Genomic DNA, 21,812 nt, shown 5'->3' on the forward strand with positions numbered 1-21,812 from the left:
GGTGCTGCGCGCGGGCGGCCTCTGCCTGCTTTATCCGGGCCTCAAGACCGACCTCGCAGGCCTTGCCGCCCTGGCGCTGGTGATGGGCACTGCCTTCCTCTCGAAATCCGCCATGCGCCCCGCCGTGGCCACCGCGAAGGACAGCGAATGACCGACCACACGATCCCCCTGCCCGACGGCGGCACCCTCCACGCCCGCATCGAAGGACCGGACGGCGCGCCCTGGGTGGTGTTCTCGAATTCGGTGATGACCGACCTCACGGTCTGGGACGCGCAGGCCGCGGCCCTGTGCGGGGAGTACCGGGTGCTGCGCTACGACCAGCGCGGCCACGGCCGGTCGAGCGTGTTCGAAGGCGCGATGGACTTCGACGGCTACGGCGCCGACCTGCTGGCGCTGCTCTTGGCCTGCGGTGTCCGCGACTGCGTCTTCGTCGGCCTGTCGATGGGCGCGCCCACCGGGCTTGCCGCCTTCGCGGCGCGGCCGGATCTCTTCGCGGGCTTCGTCGTCGCCGATGGCGTGTCGAAAAGCGCCCCGGGCCGCGAGGCCTTTTGGGCCGAGCGCCGCGACACCGCCCGCGCCGAGGGCATGGACCGCATCGCCCGTGAGACCGCCGCGCGCTGGATGCCCGGCGTCGCCCCGGAGGACCCGCGCTTCACGGCACTGGTCGCGATGATCGCCGCCACCCCGGTCGAGGGCTTCGCCGCCGCGACCCACGCGCTGCAGAGCTACGACCACAGCGCCGCCCTCGCGGGCCTCACCGCGCCCTTCCTCGGCATCGCCGGCGAGAAGGACGGCGCCATGCCCGAGGCCATCCGCAAGCAGTTCGGCAGCCTGCCGCGCGCCAGCTTCGCCGAGATCTCCGGCGCCGGCCACGTGCCCAACTTCCAGAACCCCGACGCCTTCACGACCGCGCTGCGGACGTTCCTCGACGTCCACGCGCCCGCCAAGACCAAGGAGACCCGCTGATGTCCGGTCCACTCTCGCATGTCCGTGTCCTCGACCTGAGCCGCATCATGGCCGGGCCGTGGTGCGGCCAGATCCTCGCCGACCTCGGTGCCGACGTGATCAAGGTCGAGCGGCTCGGCGCCGGGGACGACACCCGCCGCTGGGGTCCGCCGTTCCTCAGGGATCGCGACGGCAACACCACCAAAGAGGCGGGCTACTACCTCTCGGTGAACCGCGGCAAGCGCTCGGTCGAGCTCGACCTCAAGAGCGAGGAAGGCCGCGCCGCGGTGCGCGCGCTCGCCGCCGAAAGCGACATCCTGCTCGAGAACTTCAAGACCGGCACGCTCGACCGCATGGGGCTGGGCTACGACGATCTCGCCAAGGTCAATCCGCGGCTGATCTACTGCTCGGTGACCGGCTTCGGGCTCACCGGGCCGCAGGCGGGCGATGCCGCCTATGACTTCATGATCCAGGGCATGGGCGGGCTGATGAGCGTCACCGGCGGCCCCGACGGCGAACCGGGCGGCGGTCCGCAGAAGGTGGGCGTGCCGATCATCGACATCATGACCGGCATGTATACCGCCATCGGCGCGCTGGCGGCGCTGGCCAACCGCGATCAGACCGGCAAGGGCGACCACATCGACCTCGCCATGCTCGACGTCTCGGTCGCCATGCTCGCCAACCAGGCGATGAACTACCTCGTCTCGGGCCAGAAGCCGGTGCGGCGCGGCAACCGCCACCCCAACATCCAACCGCAGAACGTCTATCCGGTGGCCGACGGCTACATCGTGCTCGCCGTGGGCAACGACGGCCAGTTCCGGAAATTCTGCGAGGTCATCGGCCGGCCCGCGCTGGCTGATGATCCCGCCTACGCCACCAACGCCGCGCGTGTCGAGAACCTCGACGCGCTCGAGGCGCTGCTGATCGAGGCGCTGGCGGCGCGCACCATCACCGAATGGTGCGAGGCCTTCGCCGCCGCGGGCGTGCCATCGGGGCCGATCAACACGGTGGACCGGGTGTTCGAGGAGCCGCAGGTGCAGCACCGCCGCATGCTGCGCGACATCCCGCATCCGCTTTCGGGCACGGTCAAGCAGGTCGTCAGCCCGCTCAACTTCCGCAACGCGCCGCTCTCCTTCGACAAGGCGCCGCCGTTGCTGGGACAACACACGCAAGAGGTGCTCGAGGCACTCGGACTGGGAGAGGTGCAGGCATGAAGAACGGAGTCGACACCAAGGCGGCGCCGGGGCGGATCAGTTTCCCCGCGCCCGAAACGATGAACTCGGCGCAGCGCGAGGTCTACGAGCAGATCGTCTCGGGTCCGCGGCGGACGCTGGTCGGCCCGCTGCGCGCGGCGCTGCACAACCCGACGCTGGCGGACCGCTGGCAGCGGCTCGGGCAGGTGCTGCGCTTCGAGACCTCGCTGCCGACGCGGCTCTCGGAGCTGGCGATCCTCGTCACCGCACGGCGCTGGAACAGCCGGCTGGAATGGGCGATCCACGCGGGCGACGCCGACCGCGCCGGGCTTGACCCTTCGGTGGCCGAGGCGATCCGGGTCTGCGAGCCGCCGGACTTCGGCGACGACGCCGAGGGCCGCGAGATCTACGAGTTCGCGCGTCAGATCGTGCAGACCGGCGACGTCGATCCCGACAGCTACGCCGCCATCGTCGCCCGCTGGGGCGAGGTCGGTGCGGTCGAGCTGACCGCCGTGATCGGCTACTACACGCTGGTGGCGATGACCCTGAACGTGCACCGCATCCCGCTGCCCGAGGGCGTTTCGTGCTCGCTCCCCGGCGAGCACGGCGTGCTGGCCGAGATGCCCGGAGCGGTGGCGGCCAATGTCTGACAGCCGCCTCGAAGGATCCGCCACGACGATGTTCTACGACCCCCGCACCGAACACCACGGCCTGCCCCACAACCCGTGGATGGCGCTGATCGTACCCCGGCCCATCGGCTGGATCTCGACCGTCTCGGCCGAGGGCACGCCGAACCTCGCGCCCTACAGCGCCTTCAACACCGTGGCCGCGAACCCGCCGCACGTGATGTTCTCGAGCGACAGCGCCAAGGACAGCATCACCAACGCCGAGACGACGGGCCATTTCTGCGTCAACATCGCCACGTGGGAGCTGCGCGAGGCGATGAACCTCAGCTCGGCGCCCTACGCCCCCGATGTCGACGAGTTCGCCGCCGTGGGCCTGACCGCCGAACCCTGCCGCAACATCCCCGGCGTGCGCGTCGCCGAAGCGCCGGTGTCGATCGAATGCCGGGTGGCGCAGATCGTGGGGCTTGCGCCCGCGACCGGGGCCTCCTGCACCAACCGCATCGTCTTCGGCGAGGTCATGGGCATCCACATCGACCAGCGGGTGCTGCGGGACGGCAAGGTCGACCTCGCGCTGCTGCAGCCGCTCGCGCGGCTGGGATACCGCGACTACACCGTGGTGCGCGAGTCCTTCGAGATGCTGCGCCCCGTGCTCGACCAGAACTGACAGACGACACGACAGGCAGGAGACCCGCCGATGAGCAGCTTTGAGACCCTCACCCTCGACGTCGCCGATTTCGTCGCGACCGTCACCATCGACCGCGCCCCGGTGAATGCCCAGAACAACCGCTTCCGCGAGGAGCTGACCGAGGTCATCGACGCGCTCGGCGACCGGACCGACGTGCGTGTCATCGTGCTGACCGGCGCCGGCAAGGCGTTCTCGGCCGGGGCCGACCTCTCCGAGCGCCCGACCCAGGATCCGGGGCATTACACCGCCCACAACCGCCGCGTCCGGGCGAGCTTCGACTGCCTGCTCGAATGTCCGAAGCCGATCATCGCGGCGGTCAACGGCGCCGCCATCGGCGCGGGCTGCGTCACGGCGCTGTGCTGTGACATCCTCGTGCTGTCGGAAAAGGGCTTCCTGCAGATGACCGAGGTGATGGTCGGGCTCGCCGGCGGCGTCGCGCATGTGCGCCGCCACTTCGGCGAGAGCGACGCGCGGATGATGATCTACACCGCCCGCCGGGTCTATGGCCCGGACCTGCTGCGCATGAACGTGGCCAGCGCCTGCGTCGCCCCCGAAGAGCTGCTCGCCACCGCGCGGGGGATCGCGGCGGACATCGCCAGGGCCAGCCCCTCGGCGGTGCGCGCGGCGAAGAGGTCGTTCCAGATGACCGAGGGCGTGTCGGTCTACGAGGGCTACCGGTTCGAGCAGGGCCAGACCAAGGCGCTGTCGACCTCCGAGGACACCGCCGAGGCCATGGCCGCCTTCCGCGAGAAGCGCGCGCCGGTGTTCCGCAGCTGAGCCTTCACCGCCGTCCGGGGCGGCGGGCGGCGGGTGGGGCGCCCGTAACAGGGTTCAGCGCAGCTTGACCTCGATCTTCATCATGTCGCCGCGGTAGATGCCGTTGGCGAGCATGATGATGTCGCCATTCTGGTTCGCCACCACCCGCTGCACCCGCGCGATCGGGTCGCCGATCGAGATGTTGAGCTGCGAGGCGGTCTCGAGATCGGCCGAGCCGATGGTCACGATCTGGTTGGCGTTGGCCACGGTCTGGCCGGGAATGTCCGCCACCAGCCGCATTGCGGTCACCCGGGTGTAGTTCTCTTCGGGGATGTGCTCGCAGATCCGCTCGTCGACGTAGACGTCGGCCAGCAGGAAGGCCTGCCCGTCGCGGCTGTGCTTGCGGCGCAGGTGCCGGTAGGACGGCGCGGGGTTGCCGAGCTCGCCCTCGTGGCGGGGCAGCAGGACTCCGGTCTCGTCGCCGAGGATCTCGATGGTGGCATTGTCCCGCGCGATCAGCAGGCCGGTCCAGTCGGTCTTGACCTCGCACCACAGATCCCGCTTCGGGCGCTCGATCACGAAGGTGCCCTTGGCCCGGAAACGCTCGATCAGCCCTTCCTTCTCGAGGATATCGAGCGACTGGCGGATGGTCATGGTGGCCACGCCGCACTGGTCGGCCAGCTCCTTCACGGTGGGGATCTTGCTGCCCACGTCCCACTCGCCGCTCTCGATGCGCTGGCGGAACAGGCTCGCAAGCTGGATGTAGCGCGACACGTTGCTCTTCTGCAGAGCCTTGACTGTCGCGTTGTCGGGTCTCGTCGCGGCCATGATGTGTCCTCGCTGGATTGCTCCCTCAAGGATAAGGCCGGCGCGGGCACCCTTCAATCATAAAAGCTAGGTTTTAGACCAATGATATCGCGGCGGGTCGGGGCCCCTGCCCTCCCCGCCGCGCAGCCGTCAGAACCAGAGCTGGCCCGCGGTGACATCGCCGGCGCCGCCGTCGTCATCCATCACCAGGGTCGCGGCGACCGAGGGCCGCGTGGCCTGCGCGGCCTCCCACGCGGCGAGCTGCGGCGCCCGCGCCCGCCAGCCGCAGTCGGGCCAGCGGAAATCGAGCTGCCCGAGCGCGCAGAGCACCGCCACGTGGCCAAGGCCGAAGGGCGTCTCCGCCAGCGCAGTGGCCTCGGCTTCCAGCAGGTCGAGCGAGGCGCGGACCTTGCTGCGCCAGCCGTCGGTGACCGCCTCCCAGGCGCCCGCCGGGCGGGTGAGCTCGGTGCGCCAGACCAGCAGGATGTCGGTGAGCCCGTCCCCCAGCGCCTGCCAGCGTAGCTGCGCCATGCGCGGCCCCGGCTCGGAGGGCAGCAGACCGGCGCCTGCGCGCAGATCGAGGTATTCGCAGATCACCCGGCTGTCGAAAAGCGCGAACCCCTCCCCGGTGACCAGCGTCGGGATCTTGCCGAGCGGATTGTCGGCCATCACCGCCGGGTTCGGCGTCATGTGCACGGCCACCACCGAGCGCACGCAATCCACCTGCCCCAGCAGGCCGGTCTCGTGCAGGACGATCATCACCTTGCGCACGAAGGGTGAGCGCGGCGACCAGTGCAGCTTCATCCTTTCCTCCCCCATCGGTCAGCCCTCCCGTCCGGTGTCGAGCCCGGCCAGCACCTCGGCCACCGGCCCGGCGCGGAACCCGTGGCCTACCGCCGCGGCCAGCGCCTCGAGCTCCGCCTCCAGCCCGGCGCGGCCCTCGGTCGCCGCCCAATAGAGCGGTCCGCCGCGCCAGCGCGGAAAGCCGTAGCCATTGGTCAACGCCACGTCCACGTCCGAGGCCCGCTGCGCGATGCCCTCCTCGAGCAGGCAGGCCGCCTCGTTGACGATGGCAGCGAGCAGCTGGCGCTGGATGGTCCCGGCGTCGAAGCTTTGCGGGCTCACCCCGGCCTCGGCCCGGGCGGCGTCGATCAGTGCCGCGACCTCGGGATCGGGCTCGGCGGCGCCGGAGCCGTAGGCATACCAGCCCTTGCCGGTCTTGCGCCCGAGCCGCCCGGCCTCGCAGAGCCGGTCGGGGATGGTGACGTAGCGCGCCTGCGGATCGCGGCTCGCCGCCTGCCGCTTGCGCATCGCCCAGGCGATGTCGAGCCCGGACATGTCCGAGACCGCGAAGGGCCCCATGGCAAAGCCGAAGCCCGTGGCCGCCGCGTCGACCTCTTCCGGCGCAGCCCCGTCGAGCACCAGAAGCTCGGCCCGGCGCCGATAGGCGGCGTAAATCCGGTTGCCGATGAAGCCCTCGCCCACGCGCGCCACCACCGGCTGCTTGCCGAGCTTGCCCGCAAGCTTGAGCCCGCTCGCCAGCACCGCGTCCGACGTGCGCGCCGCGCGCACCACCTCGAGCAGCTTCATCACATCGGCGGGGCTGAAGAAATGAAGGCCCAGCACGCGCTCGGGATGGGAGAGCCCCTGCACCATCTCGTCGATGTCGAGATAGGAGGTGTTGGTGGCGATGATCGCCTCGGCCGGCAGCGCCGCCTCGAGCCGGGCGAGCACGTCCTGCTTCACCGACATCTCCTCGAAGACCGCCTCGATCACCAGATCGCAGCCCGAAAGCGCTCCGTAGTCGACCGCGCCCGAGAGTGCGGCGCGGCGCTGTTCGACGCCGGAGGCCGACAGCCGGCCCCTGGCGACCTGCGCCCCGAGGCTGGCCTCGATGGCAGAGAGCGCCGTTGCCAGCGCCGCCTCGTCGCGTTCGATCAGCACCACCGACAGACCCGCCGCGAGCAGCGCGCGGACGATGCCCTGCCCCATGGTGCCACCGCCGATCACGCCCGCGGCCGAAACCCGGAGCGCCGCTGTCATGTCGAGCCCGCCGACCGAGCCCGCCTTGCGCTCGGCGAAGAAGAGGTAGCGCAGCGCGAAGGCGTCGTCGCTCAGCCGCAGGCGCTGGAACACCGCGCGCTCGTCGGCGAGCATGGTCCCGGCGTCTCCGTCCGAGGCCCGCACCAGCCGGATCGCCTCGGTGATGTTGGGCCGGCCCTTGCCGCGCTTCAGCACGGTGCGGGCGGCGGCGTCGATCGCGGCCTCGTCCTCGGGCGGCGGCGGCAGCGCGCGGGCGAGCCGCTTGGGCCTCGGCCCCTCGCGCAGGAAGGTGAGCGCGGCCGCCAGCAGGTCGCCCTCGGCCAGCCCGTCCACCAGCCCGAGCGTCAGCGCTTCGGTGGCGGGGATGCGGGCGGCGCGGCAGATCAGGTCGATGGCGCTTGCACGACCGGTGAGTCGCGGCATCCGCTGGGTGCCCCCGGCGCCCGGGATGAAGCCGAGCGAGACCTCGGGCAGGCCCAGCCGGGCGTCGGGCGCGGCGATGCGGTAGTCGCAGCCCAGCGACAGCTCGAGCCCGCCGCCAAGCGCCACCCCGTGCAGCGCCGCGACCACCGGGAAGGGCGCGTCCTCGATGGCGGCTATGACGTCGGGCAGCTCGGGCCACGCCAGGGGCTTGCCGAACTCGCGCAGGTCCGAGCCCGCGACGAAACAGCGCCCGGCGCCCATCAGCACGGCGCCCGCGGCCCCCGCCTCGCAGGCGGCGGCGATGCCGTCGGTGATGCCGCGGCGCACTGCGTGCGAGCCCGCATTGACCGGCGGGTTGTCGATGGTCAGCACCGCGATATCGCCCTGCATGGCGAAGCCGACCGTGCCCGGGGACGCCTCGGGCGTGTCCTGTGTCACATGGGTGTTCATGGCTGGCGACCTTTCGTCAGTCTTGGTTTCGTTCGCGCCCGGAGCCGTCGCGCAGGGCATGGATCCAGGGCAGCATCAGCGCCGCCACCTCGGCGGGCTTCTCGTCGGGAAGCGCGTGGCTCGCCCCGTCGACGGTGGCAAGCGTCACGCGGGGCGCGAATTCGCGCAGGTAGAAATCGCGGGCCTCGGTGGGCCGGAACGGGTCCTGAAGCCCCACCACGTCGAGCACCGGCGCCCGGCCCGAGGGCCACCAGCTGTCGCGCTCGGTGCGGGCGCGGGCGGCCCGCTGCGCCCCCACGAGCGCGCCGTTCCAGCCCTGCAGCCAGGGGCGCGGGTCGTGGCCCTCGGCGAAGAAGCCGTGCCGCAGCGCGGCGAGACGGTCGTCCTCGGGGGCGTCGGGGTCCATGGCGACCTCGATGGCGCGCGACAGCTCCGCCGGCCACTTGCCCCCGCCCGCCGCCAGCAGCACCAGCCCGTCGATCAGCTCGGGGCGGTTCTGGGCCACGGTGCGGGCGATCCAGCAGCCATAGGCGTGGCCCACGACGACGGCGCCGCCAGCGCCTTTCTCGGCGGCAAGCGCCGCGGCGGCGTCCCCGGCGAGGTCGTGGAAGTCGATACCCTCGAGCGGGCCAATGCTGTCGCCCATGCCGCGCGGCCAGGGCAGCACCACGCGCAACCCGCCCGTCGCCAGCGCCTCGGCGAGGTGCCGGAAATCGTCGGGCCCGCGCCCGGTCGAGGCGATCAGGCAGAGCGTGGGCGCGGCCTCGCCCGAGGGTCCCAGCACCCGGTAGGCGATGTTGGCAGCACCGTTCTGCACCGTGCGGATCGTCTCTGTCATCGTGGTGGTCATGTCCGTCTCCTCACCGGCGGGTCGTCGCCCGCCCGGTCACTTCAGTTTCACCCGCAGCCGCGCCGCGTCGCCCCGGTAGATGCCGTCGGTCACGAGGAACCGCAGCCCGTCGCTGTCCACCGCCACCCGGACCACCCGCGCCATCGGCTCGCCGAGCCGCACCGACAGCTCCTGCGAGACCGTCAGATCGGCACCGATGACGGTGAGCTCCTGCTGGGCGTCGGCAACCTGCCGCCCCGGCAGTTCCGAGGCGATGCGCATGGCGGTCATCTGCGCCAGCGCGTCCGGCGGCAGCGCCGCGTAGGCGCGCTCGTCGATGTAGAGATCCGAGACCATGAAGGCCTCGCCGTCGCGCCAGTTGCGGCGTCGGATGCGGCGGTAGGACTGCGCGGCCCGGCCCGGCCACTCGCCCTGCTCGGTCACGGCGGGGGGCGGCGAGGCCACGTCCCCGAGCACCTCGATATGCGAGGTATAGCGGGCCAGCAGCAGCCCCGACCAGTCGGTGCGCACGGCACACCACGTGTCGCGCGGAGGGCGCTCGCGCACGAAGGTGCCCTTGGCGCGGAAGCGGTCGATGAGCCCCTCCTCGGCCAGCAGGTCGAGCGCCCGGCGCACGGTCACCGTGGCCACCCCGCAGTCCTCGGAAAGCTCGGTGATCGTCGGGATCTGCCCGCCCACCGGCCAGTCGCCGCTCTCGATGCGGCGGCGGAAGAGTCCGGCGAGCTGGAGGTAACGCGACACAGCGCTCTTGCGCAGCGCCGCGGCGGTGGCGGTCGGGCTGGCGGGGCTGGCGATGGTCATGTCATCACGCGCAGCGGCGCACCGTCGAGCCAGCCGCCGATATCCTCGACCGCGTCACGGTAGTAGACGCGGTAGTTCTCTTCGGTGACATAGCCCATGTGCGGGGTCGCCTGCACGTTGTCCAGACGCCGGAAGGGATGGTCCAATGGCAGCGGCTCGGTGTCGAAGACGTCGAGCACGGCGCCCCCGATGCGCCCTGCCTCGAGCAGCGAGATCAGCGCCGCCTCGTCGGCGAGCGGCCCGCGCGCGGTGTTCACGAACAGCGCGTCGGGCTTCATCCGCCCCAGCAGCTCTGCCGAGATGATGCCCCGGCTGCCGGGCACCAGCGCCAGCTGCACCGTGATCACGTCGCTGGTGGCAAAGAGCTCGGGCAGGTCGAGCGGCAGGACGTCGAGCTCGGAGGCGCGGTTGTCGAGGTCGGTGCGGGTCCAGCCGGCGACCTCCATCCCGAAGGCCTGCCCGAAGCGCGCCATGCGGCGGCCGAGCTTGCCGAGCCCCACGACGCCGAGCCGCCGGCCCTGAAGCGAGCGCCCGAGGCCGTTCTGCCAGGGTCCCCCGGCGCGGAAATTGGCGACCTCCTGCGGCAGGCGCCGCATGAACGCGAGGATCCCGGCCCAGGCCAGCTCTGCCGCCGGGTTGCCGGCCGAGCCGGTACCGCAGACGGTGATGCCGAGCGCCCGCGCGGCCTCGAGGTCGATGCTGCGGTTGCGGGCGCCGGTGGTGATCAGCAGCCGCAGGTTCGGCAGGCGCTTCAGCAGGCTTTCGGGAAAGGGCGTACGCTCGCGCATGGCGACGATCACCGTGCAATCGGCCAGCGCCGCGGCCACCGCATCCTCATCTCCGAGGTGCTCGGCATAACGGCGCAGGGTCACGCGGCCGTCGAGGCCGCTCCAGTCGGCGCAGGCGAAGGCCGCGTCCTGGTAATCGTCGAGAATGGCGCAGATGGGCAGGTCGGTCATGTCCGGAGCAATCCTTTGATCAGTGAACGGAAGACGGCAGAGCACCCCGACGCGGGGCGCTCCGCTCTCTGATCTTATTGCGAGAGACCCTGCGATTCCGCGAGTGCCTTCCACATGTCGAGCTCGGAATCGACCTGCTCCGCAAAGCCCTCGGGCGTGGTGCCGTTCAGCGTCCAGTCGAGCGGCGTGACCTTGGCGATGAACTCCTCGTTCCTGAGCGCCGCGTTGACGTCGGCGTTGAGCTTCTCGACGATCGCCGGATCGGTGCCCGCGGGCACGAACATGCCGACCCACTGCTTGATCTCGAGATCCGGATAGCCCAGCTCGGCGGTCGAGGGCACGTCGGGCTGCGCGTCGATGCGCGCGCTGCCGAGCACGGCCAGCGCCTTGATCTTGCCGCTGGTGAGGTTCTCGCCCGCCGAGCTGACCGACGATCCGTAGATGTCGGTCTCGCCCGAGAGGATCGAGACCACGGCGGGGCCGCCGCCCTTGAAATGCACCACGTCGACGTCGGCGCCGCTGTCGGCGATGAACTTCTCGATGGCGAAATGCGTGGTGGTCCCGAGCCCCGCGGTGGCGGCGAACTTGGGGGTCTCCTTGCTGGCGGCCACAAACTCGTCGAGCGTGTCGAAGTCCGAAGTCGCGTTGGTCACGAGGATGTAGGAGACGTGGCCGACGTTGGCGACCGGGATCAGGTCCTCGCGCGGGTCGAAGGGCAGGTCGGGCTGGATCGCGGGCGCCGTGACATAGGCCGAGGTGGTGACCAGCAGCGTCTGCCCGTCGGGCCTGGCCTGCGCCACCTGCGCGGTGCCCACCATCGAGCCGCCGCCCGGGCGGTTGTCTATCAGCACCGGCTGGCCCCAGGCCTTCTCGAGATAGGGCGCGAGATGGCGCATGAACACGTCGGTATTGCCTGACGGCGAGTAGGGCACCACGACGGTGACGGGCCCGGCGGGGTAGTCGGCCGCAAAGAGCGGCTGGGCCAGTCCCAGCGCCATGGCGGCAGCGGGCAGCAGGGGCTTCATCTGTTTCCTCCTCGGCTGGGGTTGGGTCAGCCCTCGCGGGCCTCGTGGGTCGTGGCGCCGTCTCCCGCGGCGCGCGCGGCCCGTCGTCTGCGGATGATCTCGGCGCTCCAGACGCTCCAGATCAGGATCATCCCCGTCAGCGCCATGATGACCGCGCTGATGGGGCGTTCGAAGAAGGTCAGGAAATCCCCCCGCGACAGCACCATGGCGCGACGGAAATGCTCTTCCATGAGCGGGCCCAGCACGAAGCCCAGCAGCAGCGGCGCACCGGGGAAGCCGAAAATCCGCATCGCGTATCCCAGCGCCCCGAAGACCAGCGCCATCCAGACGTTCAGCACCGTGAAGCCCGAGGTGTAGGCGCCAATGCAGATCAACATGAGCACCGCCGGATAGAGGATGTGGTAGGGGATGGTGAGCATCCGCACCCAGACCCCGATCAGCGGGATGTTGAGCAGCAGCAGGATCAGGTTGCCGACCCAGAAGCTCATGATCAGGCCCCAGAAGAGCTCGGGCTGGGACGAGATCAGATTCGGCCCCGGGGCCACGCCGTGGATCATCAGCACCCCCAGCATCAGCGCCATGGTGGCACTGCCGGGCACGCCCAGCGACAGGGTGGGGATGAAGGCGGTCTGGTCGGCGGCGTTGTTGGCGGATTCCGGCCCCATGATGCCCTCGATGGCGCCGTTGCCGAAGCGCTCGGGGGTGCGCGAGACGCGCTTCTCGATGGCATAGGACAGGAAGGCGGCGATCGACGGACCGGTGCCCGGCAGGGTGCCGAAGAACGACCCGATGGAGGCGCCGCGCAGCATCGGGAACCACGACCGGCGCATCTCGTCCCGCGACGGCTTGATGGCCCTGAGCCTGAGCGTCTCGGGGTCGATGTCGGCGGTGCGCACCCGGCGCACCGACATGATGATCTCGGCCACCCCGAAGACCCCCATGGCCAGCGCGATCAGGCTCACGCCCTCGAGCAGGCCCATGACGCCGAAGCTGAAGCGCACCGTGGCGCTCTGGCTGTCCATGCCCACGAGGCCGATGATGATGCCCAGCACCACCATCGACAGCCCCTTGACCGCCGAGCCCTCCGAGATCGTCGAGGCCGCGACCAGCCCCATCAGCATCAGCGCGAAATACTCCGCCGAGCCGAAGCGCAGCGCGTAGTCGGCGATCACCGGGGTGAAGAGCGTCAGCAGCACGATGCCGAAGGAGGCGCCGAAGAACGAGGCAACCGTGGTCATGAAGAGCGCCACGCCGCCGCGGCCCTGCCGCGCCATCGGGTAGCCGTCGAGGCAGGTCACCGCGTTGGCGGGCGTGCCGGGCAGGTTCAGGAGGATCGACGCGGTGGAGCCGCCGTAGGTCGTGCCGTACCAGATCCCCGCCAGCATGATGAGCGCGGTGGTGGGCTCGAGATGGAAGGTCAGCGGGAACAGCATCGAGATCGCCGCCAGCACGCCGAGCCCGGGGATCACCCCCACCAGCGTGCCGAGGAAGGCGCCGAGAAAGCAGTAGAAGATGTTGGTGAGGCTGAGCGCGACGCTGAAGCCGAGACCGATGTTGGCGAGGAACTCCATCAGAACGGCCACCGCACCAGCGAGATCGGCAGCCCGAGCCCGACGACGAAGACCAGAGGCGCCATCAGGCACAGTGCCAGCGTCAGCAGCGCGAGGTTGACCGGCTGCACCCGCAGCTCGGCCAGCGACGAGATCACCGTGATCGCAAGGATCGCCGGCACCAGCCCGAAGGGCACGATGACCAGCGCAAAGGCGGCGATGCCGCCCAGCACGAAGAGCGGCGAGAAGATGCGGATGTCCGGGCGGCTGCCGGGACGGCGCAGCGCCTGCAGCGACAGCAGCACCCCGAGCCCGGCCAGCACCACGCCGAGGATGGCGGGGAACATCCCCGGCCCCATCCTCTGCAGCGTGCCGAGCGGATACTGGCTGATCGAGACATAGCTGACCGCGGCGCCCGTGAGCACCAGACCAAGCCCTCCGACCAGATCGGTGTAATCGATCCTTGTCATTCCGATTCCCCTCCCATTGCGGCCGTCCTCCCGGCCCCCCGTTGCCGGCCGTATCCCGGCGCAGCCGCAGGGCGCGCATCGCAAGATCGAAAACCGTTGCCCTATAAAAACTGTAAATATAACTTTATGTCAAATACCCATTGCGCCGGAGGGCAATATACCTTGCAGCGAAAAATATACTCTTGTTATCAATGAATTGCATGAAATACGACGGAGATGCGGCGGGACTTCAGGCGTCTCACCTGCCTCCCCAATAACACCTACCGTGGCGAGGCCGTCCTTGCGAGCCCGCCAATTCCCCGTCTTGAATCATTTTTATAGCTCATTATGGTCAGGCCCCGAGAGACCGCCTGTCGCGGTGACGAGGATCCCATGCGCAAACACCTGCCGCTCCTGACGCTCTACGTCGTCGCCGCGCTCGCGGGGGTCCTGTTCAGCCGCGTCGGCACGCCGCTGCCGTGGATGATCGGGCCGCTGGTGACCACTGGAGCGCTGAGCGCCTCGGGGCTCGTCACCGTCGCCGTTCCCATCCGCACCCGGCCCATCGGGCAGGTGACCATCGCGACCTTCGTGGGCGCGCATTTCACCCCCGACGCGCTGCATTCGCTGCTGCAGACCGCCCCGATGCTGCTGACGGTGAGCCTCTTCATCCTCGTCGCCGCCATTCTCGTGGCGCAGATCCAGCGCCGGGTCTACGGCACCAGCACGGTGACGGCGCTGCTGTCGGTGACGCCCACCTCGCCGGTCGAGGCCGGGGTGCTGGCCGAGCACATGGGCGTCAATCCCGGGCCCGTCGTGCTGGCCCAGACCGCGCGCATCGCGCTGGTGGTGACGGTGGTGCCGTTCCTGCTGCAGCTCGGCGCACCCCCCGGGGCCGCGCCGCTCGCGCCTGTGCTGCATCACGGCAGCCTGCCGGGGCTCGCGGTGACGCTGGGCGGCGCGCTGCTCGGGCCGGTGCTGTTCCGGCTGCTGCGCTTCTCCAACCCGTTCTTCCTCGGCCCGCTGTTCCTGGCGGCGCTGTTCTCGTCCGTGGGCCTGCCAAGCTACGAGATCCCGGGCCCGCTGCTCGCCATCGCGCAGATCGTGCTCGGCACGTGGCTGGGCTCGAGCTTCCGCCGCGAGCTTCTGGAACAGCGCGGCGCGCTGATCGGCTCGGTACTGCTGTCCTCGTCGCTGCTGCTCGGGGCCTGCGTGCTGGGCGCCTGGGGGATCTCGGCGCTGTTCGGCGCCCCCTTCCCGACGGTGATGCTGGGCATCGCGCCGGGCGGTGTGACCGAGATGGCGCTGACCGCGGGCGTGCTCGGGCAGGACGTGGCGCTGGTCACCGCCATGCACCTCACCCGGATCTTCGTCATCATGCCCAACCTCGGCTGGATCGCGCGCGTGACCCACCGGCTCGACGGCGCCCGGCGCGGGCGCCCCGAGCCCGGAGAATGACGCCCACGACAAGGAGTCCCGCCATGCCCAGAGCCTTCGACGGCCTGCGCGTCATCGACGCCACCCACGTGCTTGCCGGGCCCTTTGCCGCGGATCAGCTCGCGGTGCCGGGCGCCGGCGTCATCAAGATCGACCGCCCCGACGACCCCGGCCAGGCCCGCCGGCGGGTCAGCACGACCTTCTGCTGGTTTCCGCCCGAAAGCGCGGTCACCGGCGGATCGAGCGACCACGCCTTGAGGCGCACCTGCCTCGAGATGCCGGTGATCAGCTCGAGCGCCTTGGCGCGGCTGAAGAAACCGCGGCTCGAGACCTTCTGCGGCACGCAGAGCACCGCGTTCTCGAGGATGGTCTGCATCAGCGGCAGCGCCTCTTGCTTGCGGTCCCCGGGCGCAAGGCCAATGGGCACGATGAAATGAGCGTAGGGGATCGAGACCACCTTCACCGGGTCGTGGCCTCGCCCGCGCACCGCAGCCGCAGGCCCCGTTGCGCGCGGCAAGCGGGCAAGTGGCTGGACACATGGGGAAATTTCCCGGGGCCCAAAATCTCGACTAAAAGAGTCACATTTAAAACCTGACAATTGCTGTCAACTATATGGTTTTATTGGATTTTCTGTTGACGCCACCGCGGTTTGCAGATACTTCATCCTCAACAGCGACGCATCTATCGACCTAGCAAGGCAGCAACCCAGCTTTTCGCCAGGCAGCCACCCAGCAAGGCAGACAGACAGCGCAGCCAACGGACGAGGCGGATCCACGATCCGCCTTTTTCCGTTTCCGGGGCCCCCAGTCCGGCCCGCCGCACGATCCCGCCGCGACTCCGGGCAGGATGCCCCTGAGCCGACAGGACGACGGTCTCCGAGGATGACCGCCCCCGGACCGGACGCCCGCCTCTCGAAGCCCGCCACGATTTGCTGTTTAATACCAGTTCCAGCCGACCGGACGGCGCCCCCCGGAGCACCCCGCATGGCCCCCATCGAGTCCGGTCCCCCTCTCCGGGACCGTCAGCGCATGACCGAGCCCCGCACCCAACGCCGCACCGCGACCGCGCTGGCGCTGGTGGCGGCGGTGCTGATGGCCTGCACCGACCGGTCCGCGCCGGATCCGGAGGCGGTGGCCGACGGGCAGGACTGGAAATTCGCCGAGGAAGTGCCCGACGCCTACCGCGAGGCGTCGCTCAACATCGCCGACGGCGGGCTCTACAGCATCAACCCCGACGGCACCAACGACGCCCCCCTCACGCCCGGGGAGGTGCGCAAAAGGCTTACCGGGGAACGGCACCTGATCCTCGTGCATGGCACGCTCTACGATCCGGTCGAGACCGGCTTTGCCAACCCCCATCTCACCATCTACCAGGTCGCGCGCCAGCAGGTCTCGGGGCGGGTGGCGCTGGCGGGCATCGGCTGGCGCTCGGGCGGGCACGGCATCGGGGGCTATCTCGACGCCTGGAAGGACGGGCGCGGCGGCCCCTACGGGCTGGCCACCGAAAACGCCATCGAGGCGGCGAGGCTCCTGGCCGAGGCGCTGCCGCCGCCGCCCGCCAGCTACGATTTCATCTGCCACAGCATCGGCTGCGACATCGTCCGCCGGGTGCTGCAGTCGGACGTGGTGCGCCCCGGCCACGTGCTGATGCTGAGCCCCGACACCGACTACGCCGAGATGGCCCGCTGGGCCGAGCGGACCGGCACGCCGGTGCTTCAGGTCACCGCCTCGACCGACGGCGTGCTCGGCTTCGGGCAATACGCCGCGCGCAACAGGGCCTTCGCCCCGCCACGCGAGCAGGGGCCGTACCGGTCGCTGCTGGTGGACGTGGCGCACTACGTCCCCGACCGCTCGCGCTGGAGCCTCAACTACTGGAACCCGCGCCGCTACCTCGACCACATGGCGCCGCTCGAGATCCCGGCGCTGGGGAAGAGCTCCCCCGCCTTCCTCGCGTCGTGACGGGCGGGCATGGCCCCGCCCGCCGCCGCATCAGCGCGCCAGTCCCATGGCCGCCAGACGCTGTGCCGAGGGCAGGATCTGCGCCTTGTCGCGCAGCTCGAGGATGAGCCGCGCGCGGCCGTCGAGCGGCGCCACCGCATCGAAGACCGAGGCCCAGTTGATGGTGCCGAGCCCGATGCCCCAGTGCCGGTCGGCGTAGCCGTCCGCATCCTGCAGGTGCACGTGGCGCAGCCGCTCGCCGGCGCGGCGGATGTAGTAGTCGACCGGCGCGGCGCCATGGGTGCCGTGGGCATAATGGGCGTGGCCGGTGTCGACCGAGACCGCCACCGCGTCGCTCGAGAAGCTGTCGGCGAGCAGGCAGCGCGCATCGGTGTCCTTGTCCTCGATGTTCTCGATCACGAGGGTCACGCCCAGATCCTCGGCGCGGGTCACCGCCGGGGCGAGGGTCTCGTGCACCAGCGCCACCACCCGGTCGCGGGCGTCGGCGTAATTGTCGAGGTTGTTGTAATCCCACGTGGTGTAGGGGCTGTGGATCACCATCTGCGTGGCCCCGAGCGCCTCGCAGACCTCGAGCCCCTGCAGCAGGCGCTTCGTGACGATGGCGCGGATCTCGAAATCGAGGTTCGCAAGGCTCAGCCCCCAGAACGGCCCGTGGATCCCCAGCCGCCCCTCGTAGCCATCTAGCAGCGCCCGGGCACGGGCCACCAGCGGCTGCCAGTCGCCGCTGAGCACCTCGGCGGTGGTGAAATCCTGCAGCTCGAGGTCGCGCTGGTCGGCGAGCACCCAGTCGCGCAGCGTGTCGAGCGTGTCGAGCGGCATTGCCGCTCCGAGAAGGGGGAGAGAGGTCATGTCGGCTGTCCTGAAGAGTCAATGTGTCCGTTGCCCGTTCGGCAGGCAACGCCGCCCTGCTCTAGGCAGGCCGCATGACGCGTTCATGACGGACACGAGCAATTGTCGGCCAGCTGAGCAATTGTCGCATTAGCGTCGTCAAACGGTCGCTCAGCTGTCGTGAAGCGTCGCTTTATGGCCTTCATCGCGGATGCCGCCCCACCCTTTTGCATCCGTCGAGCCAGGATCACCACCCCGGTATCGGACCGGGACGACAGGAGACAGGACATGATCATACTCAACCGCCGCCACGCGCTTGGCCTGATCGCCGCAGGCACCGGCAGCGTCGCGATGCCCGGGCTGCTGCGCGCCCAGGGCGCCCGCCCCTCGATCACCATCGCCGTTCAGAAGATCACCAACAACAACACGCTCGATCCGTGGAACGAGCAATCCAATGTCGGCGAGCGCGTCTTCTTCCCGAACCTCTGGGAAAGCCTCATCGGCCGCGACTGGATGGGCACCCAGGGCCCCGTCCCCTCGCTTGCCACGGACTGGAAACGTCTCGATGACAGGACCATGGAGCTGAAGCTTCGCGAGGGCGTCAGGTTCCACAACGGCGACGAGATGACCGCCGAGGACGTGGCCTTCTCGTTCTCGCCCGAGCGTGTCTTCGCCGATACCCAGCCGGTCGGCGGCAAGACCATCTTCGCCGAGGACTACAAGCCCGCGACCGCCAAGGACCTGCCGCCGAACGTGCCCGGCATCGGCCGCCGCCTGTGGCCGGCGCTTGAAGGCGTCGAGATCGTCGACAAGTACACCGTGCGCTTCCACAACGCGACGCCGGACGTGACGATGGAAGGCCGCCTCTATTCCTTCGGCAGCCAGATCGCCAGCCGCCGCGCCTGGGACGAGGCCGCCTCCTACGCCGAGTGGGCCGCCAAGCCCGTCACCACCGGCGCCTACATGGTCGAGGAACACCGCCCCGACGTGTCGCTGACCCTCGTCGCCTTCGACGACCACTGGGAAGGCCGCCCGCCGCTCGAGCGCATCACCTTCGTCGAGGTCCCCGAGGTCTCGAGCCGGGTCAACGGCCTGCTCTCGGGCGAATACGACTTCGCCTGCGACCTGCCGCCGGACCAGATCGGCAACGTGCAGGGCCAGAGCGGTTTCGAGGTCCAGAGCTCGACCATCTGGAACCACCGCATCTCGGTGTTCAACACCCAGAACGACATCCTCGCCGATCCGCTGGTGCGCCGCGCCATGACCCATTCGATCGACCGCGACGCCATCGTGCAGGCGCTGTGGGGCGGCATGACCAATGTCCCCGCCGGTCTGCAGTTCGAGAGCTTCCGCGCCTCGAACATGTTCGTCGAGGGCTGGGCCGCGCCCGAATTCAACCCCGAGCTCGCCCGCGACCTGCTCAAGCAGGCCAACTACAAGGGCGACCCGATCCCCTATCGCCTGCTCAACAACTACTACACCAACCAGGTCTCGAACGGTCAGATCATGGTCGAGATGTGGAAGCAGGTCGGTCTCAACGTGCAGATCGAGATGAAGGAGAACTGGGGCCAGATCCACGACCCCGAGGGCATCAAGGGCGTGCGCGACTGGTCGGCCTCGAACACCATCAACGACCCGATCACCCCGATGGTGGTGCAGTTCGGCCCCAACGGCGAAGTCCAGCAGAAGAAGGACTGGTCCAACGCCGAGCTCAACGAGCTGTCCGTCGTGATGGAGACCTCGACCGACCAGGCCAAGCGCAAGCAGGCGATCACCCGGATGCTCGAGATCGCCGAGCGCGAGGACCCGGCCTACCAGGTGCTGCACCAGAACGCCGTCTTCACCGGCATGCGCTCGGACCTGAACTGGAAGGCCGCCCCCGCCTTCGCGATGGATTTCCGCGCCTCGAACTGGAACGCCTCGCAGGGGTAAGCCCCGCCTGACGCACCCCCGGCGGATCCGCGCGATCCGCCGGGGATTTTCGTTGCGGCCCGTTGTTGCCGGCCCGCCCGGCGGCGCCGGACAGACCGCGACCAGCCCAACAACAGGAGATGTCATGACCAAGCTCGTCGAGATCCGCGACCTGCGCGTCGCCTTCGACGGCGTGCCGGTGCTGCACGGGATCGACCTCGACGTCGCCCCGGGCGAGGCGCTCGGCCTCGTGGGCGAAAGCGGCTGCGGCAAGTCGGTGACGTGGCTCGCGGCGCTGGGGCTGTTGCCCGAGAAGGCCCGCGTCAGCGGGTCGGTGGTGCTCGAGCACCGGACGCTCTCGAACGCGCCCCGCTCCGAGCTCGAACAGGTGCGTGGCGGGCGCATCGCGATGATCTTCCAGGACCCGTCGAGCGCGCTCAACCCGGTGATCCGGGTCGGCCGCCAGATCTGCGAGGCGCTGCGCCTGCACCGGGGGCTTTCGGGCAAGCCCGCGCAGGCCGAGGCGCTGCGGCTGATGGACATGGTCGGCATCCCCGACCCGCGCCGCCGTTTCAACCTCTACCCCCACGAGTTTTCCGGCGGCCAGTGCCAGCGCCTGATGATCGCCATGGCCCTGGCGGGCGAGCCCGACCTGCTGATCGCCGACGAGCCCACCACGGCGCTCGACGCCACGATCCAGGCCCAGATCCTCGACCTGCTGGCGACACTCCGGCGCGAGACCGGCATGGCCACCGTCTTCATCAGCCACGACCTCGGCGCCGTGGCGCAGGTCTGCGAGCGGGTCTGCGTGATGTACGCGGGCCGCATCGTCGAGGCGGGCCCTGTGGCGCAGCTCTTCGAGGCCCCGCGCCATCCCTACACCCGCGGGCTCTTCGATGCGATCCCGCGGATGGACGGGCCCCGCGCCCGGCTCATCCCCATCGACGGCACCGTGCCCGACCCCCGCGCCCTGCCCGCCGGTTGCGCCTTTGCGCCGCGCTGCGCGCGCGCCCAGGCCTTCTGCCGGACCGAGCGTCCCGAGCTCCTGCCGCAGACCGACGGCCGGTTGCTGGCCTGCGCCTACCCGGTGCCGACCGCCCCCGCCGTCCCGCAACGCGAAAGGGTCTCCCAATGACCCCGATCCTCGAAGCGCGCGACCTCGTGCGCATCTACGAGACCCGCGAGGGTCTCTTCGGCAAGGTTACCCCGGTGCGCGCCGTCGATGGCGTGAGCCTCGCCGTCTGCCCGGGCGAAACGCTGGGCATCGTCGGCGAGAGCGGCTCGGGCAAGTCGACGCTGGGACGGATGCTGCTCGGCGTCGATCCCGCGCAGGGTGGCGAGGTCCGCTTCGGCGGGGCCCCCATGCCCGAGCGCCGCACCCCCGCGTGGCGGGCGCTCCGGGCCAGGATGCAGATGGTGTTCCAGGATCCGCTCTCGGCGCTCGACCGGCGGCTCACCATCGCCGACCAGATCCGCGAACCGCTCGACATCCACCGCATCGGCACCCCCGAGGAGCGCGCCGACCGCGTCGCCTCGCTGATGCGCAGCGTGGGTCTTCGCCCCGACCAGGCCGGACGCTACCCGCATGAGCTTTCGGGAGGCCAGCGCCAGCGGGTGGTGATCGCCCGCGCGCTCGCCACCGATCCCGCGCTCTTGGTCTGCGACGAGCCGGTCTCGGCGCTCGACGTCTCGATCCAGGCGCAGGTGGTGAACCTGCTGCGCGACCTGCAGGAGACCACCGGCCTCGCCATGGTCTTCATCAGCCACGACCTCAAGGTGGTGCGCAACCTCTGCGACCGGGTGGCGGTCATGTACCTTGGCCGCATCGTCGAGGAAGGCCCCGCCGAAGCGCTCTTCGCCCGTCCCCAGCACCCCTACACGCAGGCGCTGGTGTCCTCGGTGCCGGTGCCCGGCCGCCCTCTCGACAGCCGCATCATCCTGCAGGGCGAGCCGCCCAACCCCGCCGCGCGCCCCACGGGCTGCGCCTTCCACCCGCGCTGTCCCGTGGCCGAGCCCATGTGCCGCGGCGCCGTCCCCGGTCTGCGGGTGACCGCCCCGGGCCGCGCCAGCGCCTGCCACCTCGTCGCGGGCGACGCCCCCGCCACCGCCGCGTGAA

General features: G+C 70.1%; 21 protein-coding genes. 11 read left to right on the forward strand and 10 right to left on the reverse strand.

What is annotated here, in order from left to right; translation table 11 throughout:
* Positions 1-147 precede the first annotated feature (147 nt).
* The 5 genes from HC022_RS03860 to HC022_RS03880 are packed head-to-tail and all read left to right on the forward strand — an operon-like array spanning position 148 to position 4,226.
* Positions 148-966 (forward strand): alpha/beta fold hydrolase, encoded by an 819-nt coding sequence (locus tag HC022_RS03860; RefSeq protein WP_167451408.1) that lies wholly within the window; start codon positions 148-150, stop codon positions 964-966.
* Positions 966-2,159 (forward strand): CaiB/BaiF CoA-transferase family protein, encoded by a 1,194-nt coding sequence (locus HC022_RS03865; RefSeq protein ID WP_167451409.1) that lies wholly within the window; start codon positions 966-968, stop codon positions 2,157-2,159. The genes HC022_RS03860 and HC022_RS03865 overlap by 1 nt, the downstream gene beginning before the upstream one ends.
* Positions 2,156-2,788 carry a carboxymuconolactone decarboxylase family protein gene (locus HC022_RS03870; RefSeq protein ID WP_167451410.1) on the forward strand — a complete coding sequence of 211 codons (633 nt, stop codon included), beginning with the start codon at positions 2,156-2,158 and terminating at the stop codon, positions 2,786-2,788. The genes HC022_RS03865 and HC022_RS03870 overlap by 4 nt, the downstream gene beginning before the upstream one ends.
* A 28-nt stretch (positions 2,789-2,816) precedes the next feature.
* Positions 2,817-3,428 carry a flavin reductase family protein gene (locus HC022_RS03875; RefSeq protein ID WP_167451428.1) on the forward strand — a complete coding sequence of 204 codons (612 nt, stop codon included), beginning with the start codon at positions 2,817-2,819 and terminating at the stop codon, positions 3,426-3,428.
* Positions 3,429-3,458: 30 nt separating this feature from the next.
* Positions 3,459-4,226, forward strand: coding sequence for an enoyl-CoA hydratase/isomerase family protein (locus tag HC022_RS03880; RefSeq protein ID WP_089959787.1), 768 nt, complete (start codon positions 3,459-3,461; stop codon positions 4,224-4,226).
* Between the two features lie 54 nt (positions 4,227-4,280).
* Here HC022_RS03880 and HC022_RS03885 read toward each other — a convergent pair whose 3' ends face one another.
* The 9 genes from HC022_RS03885 to HC022_RS03925 form a co-directional block, all read right to left on the reverse strand.
* Complete coding sequence (locus HC022_RS03885; RefSeq protein WP_008887769.1) at positions 4,281-5,033, reverse strand: GntR family transcriptional regulator; 753 nt, start codon at positions 5,031-5,033, stop codon at positions 4,281-4,283.
* Between the two features lie 129 nt (positions 5,034-5,162).
* Entirely contained in the window at positions 5,163-5,816 is a 654-nt protein-coding gene (locus tag HC022_RS03890) for a glutathione S-transferase family protein (RefSeq protein ID WP_167451411.1), read from the reverse strand.
* A gap of 18 nt (positions 5,817-5,834) precedes the next feature.
* Entirely contained in the window at positions 5,835-7,928 is a 2,094-nt protein-coding gene (locus HC022_RS03895) for a 3-hydroxyacyl-CoA dehydrogenase NAD-binding domain-containing protein (protein ID WP_167451412.1), read from the reverse strand.
* A 16-nt stretch (positions 7,929-7,944) separates the two neighbouring features.
* Positions 7,945-8,778, reverse strand: coding sequence for an alpha/beta fold hydrolase (locus HC022_RS03900; RefSeq protein ID WP_167451413.1), 834 nt, complete (start codon positions 8,776-8,778; stop codon positions 7,945-7,947).
* Between the two features lie 36 nt (positions 8,779-8,814).
* Positions 8,815-9,579, reverse strand: a complete 765-nt coding sequence (locus HC022_RS03905; protein WP_008887855.1) for a GntR family transcriptional regulator — start codon at positions 9,577-9,579, stop codon at positions 8,815-8,817.
* Positions 9,576-10,538, reverse strand: a complete 963-nt coding sequence (locus HC022_RS03910) for a D-2-hydroxyacid dehydrogenase family protein (RefSeq protein WP_167451414.1) — start codon at positions 10,536-10,538, stop codon at positions 9,576-9,578. The genes HC022_RS03905 and HC022_RS03910 overlap by 4 nt, the downstream gene beginning before the upstream one ends.
* A 74-nt stretch (positions 10,539-10,612) precedes the next feature.
* Entirely contained in the window at positions 10,613-11,563 is a 951-nt protein-coding gene (locus tag HC022_RS03915; RefSeq protein ID WP_167451415.1) for a tripartite tricarboxylate transporter substrate binding protein, read from the reverse strand.
* A 26-nt stretch (positions 11,564-11,589) separates the two neighbouring features.
* Positions 11,590-13,134: a tripartite tricarboxylate transporter permease gene (locus HC022_RS03920; RefSeq protein ID WP_167451429.1), complete on the reverse strand. Its 1,545-nt coding sequence runs from the start codon at positions 13,132-13,134 to the stop codon at positions 11,590-11,592.
* The gene (locus tag HC022_RS03925) at positions 13,134-13,583 is read right to left on the reverse strand and encodes a tripartite tricarboxylate transporter TctB family protein (protein WP_167451416.1); all 450 of its coding nucleotides are present in this window, start codon (positions 13,581-13,583) and stop codon (positions 13,134-13,136) included. The genes HC022_RS03920 and HC022_RS03925 overlap by 1 nt, the downstream gene beginning before the upstream one ends.
* Positions 13,584-13,955: 372 nt before the next feature.
* On the opposite strand from HC022_RS03925, the gene HC022_RS03930 reads away from it, so the two are divergent.
* From HC022_RS03930 to HC022_RS03940, 3 genes are all read left to right on the forward strand, one after another.
* Entirely contained in the window at positions 13,956-15,020 is a 1,065-nt protein-coding gene (locus tag HC022_RS03930) for an AbrB family transcriptional regulator (protein ID WP_167451417.1), read from the forward strand.
* Between the two features lie 23 nt (positions 15,021-15,043).
* Positions 15,044-15,436, forward strand: a complete 393-nt coding sequence (locus tag HC022_RS03935; RefSeq protein WP_167451418.1) for a CoA transferase — start codon at positions 15,044-15,046, stop codon at positions 15,434-15,436.
* A 591-nt stretch (positions 15,437-16,027) separates the two neighbouring features.
* Entirely contained in the window at positions 16,028-16,957 is a 930-nt protein-coding gene (locus HC022_RS03940) for a hypothetical protein (protein ID WP_167451419.1), read from the forward strand.
* Between the two features lie 30 nt (positions 16,958-16,987).
* Here HC022_RS03940 and HC022_RS03945 read toward each other — a convergent pair whose 3' ends face one another.
* Positions 16,988-17,806, reverse strand: a complete 819-nt coding sequence (locus HC022_RS03945; RefSeq protein ID WP_089959823.1) for a sugar phosphate isomerase/epimerase — start codon at positions 17,804-17,806, stop codon at positions 16,988-16,990.
* A 267-nt stretch (positions 17,807-18,073) separates the two neighbouring features.
* Here HC022_RS03945 and HC022_RS03950 point away from each other — a divergent pair, with 267 nt between their 5' ends.
* The 3 genes from HC022_RS03950 (at position 18,074) to HC022_RS03960 (ending at position 21,811) form a co-directional block, all read left to right on the forward strand.
* Entirely contained in the window at positions 18,074-19,717 is a 1,644-nt protein-coding gene (locus HC022_RS03950; RefSeq protein ID WP_008887884.1) for an ABC transporter substrate-binding protein, read from the forward strand.
* Between the two features lie 124 nt (positions 19,718-19,841).
* Entirely contained in the window at positions 19,842-20,831 is a 990-nt protein-coding gene (locus HC022_RS03955) for an ABC transporter ATP-binding protein (RefSeq protein ID WP_167451420.1), read from the forward strand.
* Positions 20,828-21,811, forward strand: a complete 984-nt coding sequence (locus HC022_RS03960; protein WP_167451421.1) for an ABC transporter ATP-binding protein — start codon at positions 20,828-20,830, stop codon at positions 21,809-21,811. Before HC022_RS03955 ends, HC022_RS03960 begins: the two co-directional genes overlap by 4 nt.
* The last annotated feature ends 1 nt before the right edge of the window (position 21,812 follow it).

It is taken from the genome of Salipiger sp. HF18, from assembly GCF_011806505.1.
Classification (GTDB): Bacteria; Pseudomonadota; Alphaproteobacteria; order Rhodobacterales; family Rhodobacteraceae; genus Salipiger; species Salipiger thiooxidans.

Excerpts from the sequence above, each read along its gene's own strand:
- HC022_RS03940 (WP_167451419.1), top strand. The coding sequence starts at position 16,028 with ATGACCGAGCCCCGCACCCAACGCCGCACCGCGACCGCGCTGGCGCTG.
- HC022_RS03895 (WP_167451412.1), bottom strand. The coding sequence starts at position 7,928 with ATGAACACCCATGTGACACAGGACACGCCCGAGGCGTCCCCGGGCACG.
- HC022_RS03915 (WP_167451415.1), bottom strand. The coding sequence starts at position 11,563 with ATGAAGCCCCTGCTGCCCGCTGCCGCCATGGCGCTGGGACTGGCCCAG.
- HC022_RS03910 (WP_167451414.1), bottom strand. The coding sequence starts at position 10,538 with ATGACCGACCTGCCCATCTGCGCCATTCTCGACGATTACCAGGACGCG.
- HC022_RS03930 (WP_167451417.1), top strand. The coding sequence starts at position 13,956 with ATGCGCAAACACCTGCCGCTCCTGACGCTCTACGTCGTCGCCGCGCTC.
- HC022_RS03890 (WP_167451411.1), bottom strand. The coding sequence starts at position 5,816 with ATGAAGCTGCACTGGTCGCCGCGCTCACCCTTCGTGCGCAAGGTGATG.
- HC022_RS03920 (WP_167451429.1), bottom strand. The coding sequence starts at position 13,134 with ATGGAGTTCCTCGCCAACATCGGTCTCGGCTTCAGCGTCGCGCTCAGC.
- HC022_RS03885 (WP_008887769.1), bottom strand. The coding sequence starts at position 5,033 with ATGGCCGCGACGAGACCCGACAACGCGACAGTCAAGGCTCTGCAGAAG.
- HC022_RS03935 (WP_167451418.1), top strand. The coding sequence starts at position 15,044 with ATGCCCAGAGCCTTCGACGGCCTGCGCGTCATCGACGCCACCCACGTG.
- HC022_RS03960 (WP_167451421.1), top strand. The coding sequence starts at position 20,828 with ATGACCCCGATCCTCGAAGCGCGCGACCTCGTGCGCATCTACGAGACC.
- HC022_RS03905 (WP_008887855.1), bottom strand. The coding sequence starts at position 9,579 with ATGACCATCGCCAGCCCCGCCAGCCCGACCGCCACCGCCGCGGCGCTG.
- HC022_RS03875 (WP_167451428.1), top strand. The coding sequence starts at position 2,817 with ATGTTCTACGACCCCCGCACCGAACACCACGGCCTGCCCCACAACCCG.
- HC022_RS03870 (WP_167451410.1), top strand. The coding sequence starts at position 2,156 with ATGAAGAACGGAGTCGACACCAAGGCGGCGCCGGGGCGGATCAGTTTC.
- HC022_RS03900 (WP_167451413.1), bottom strand. The coding sequence starts at position 8,778 with ATGACCACCACGATGACAGAGACGATCCGCACGGTGCAGAACGGTGCT.
- HC022_RS03925 (WP_167451416.1), bottom strand. The coding sequence starts at position 13,583 with ATGACAAGGATCGATTACACCGATCTGGTCGGAGGGCTTGGTCTGGTG.
- HC022_RS03880 (WP_089959787.1), top strand. The coding sequence starts at position 3,459 with ATGAGCAGCTTTGAGACCCTCACCCTCGACGTCGCCGATTTCGTCGCG.
- HC022_RS03860 (WP_167451408.1), top strand. The coding sequence starts at position 148 with ATGACCGACCACACGATCCCCCTGCCCGACGGCGGCACCCTCCACGCC.
- HC022_RS03865 (WP_167451409.1), top strand. The coding sequence starts at position 966 with ATGTCCGGTCCACTCTCGCATGTCCGTGTCCTCGACCTGAGCCGCATC.
- HC022_RS03955 (WP_167451420.1), top strand. The coding sequence starts at position 19,842 with ATGACCAAGCTCGTCGAGATCCGCGACCTGCGCGTCGCCTTCGACGGC.
- HC022_RS03950 (WP_008887884.1), top strand. The coding sequence starts at position 18,074 with ATGATCATACTCAACCGCCGCCACGCGCTTGGCCTGATCGCCGCAGGC.
- HC022_RS03945 (WP_089959823.1), bottom strand. The coding sequence starts at position 17,806 with ATGACCTCTCTCCCCCTTCTCGGAGCGGCAATGCCGCTCGACACGCTC.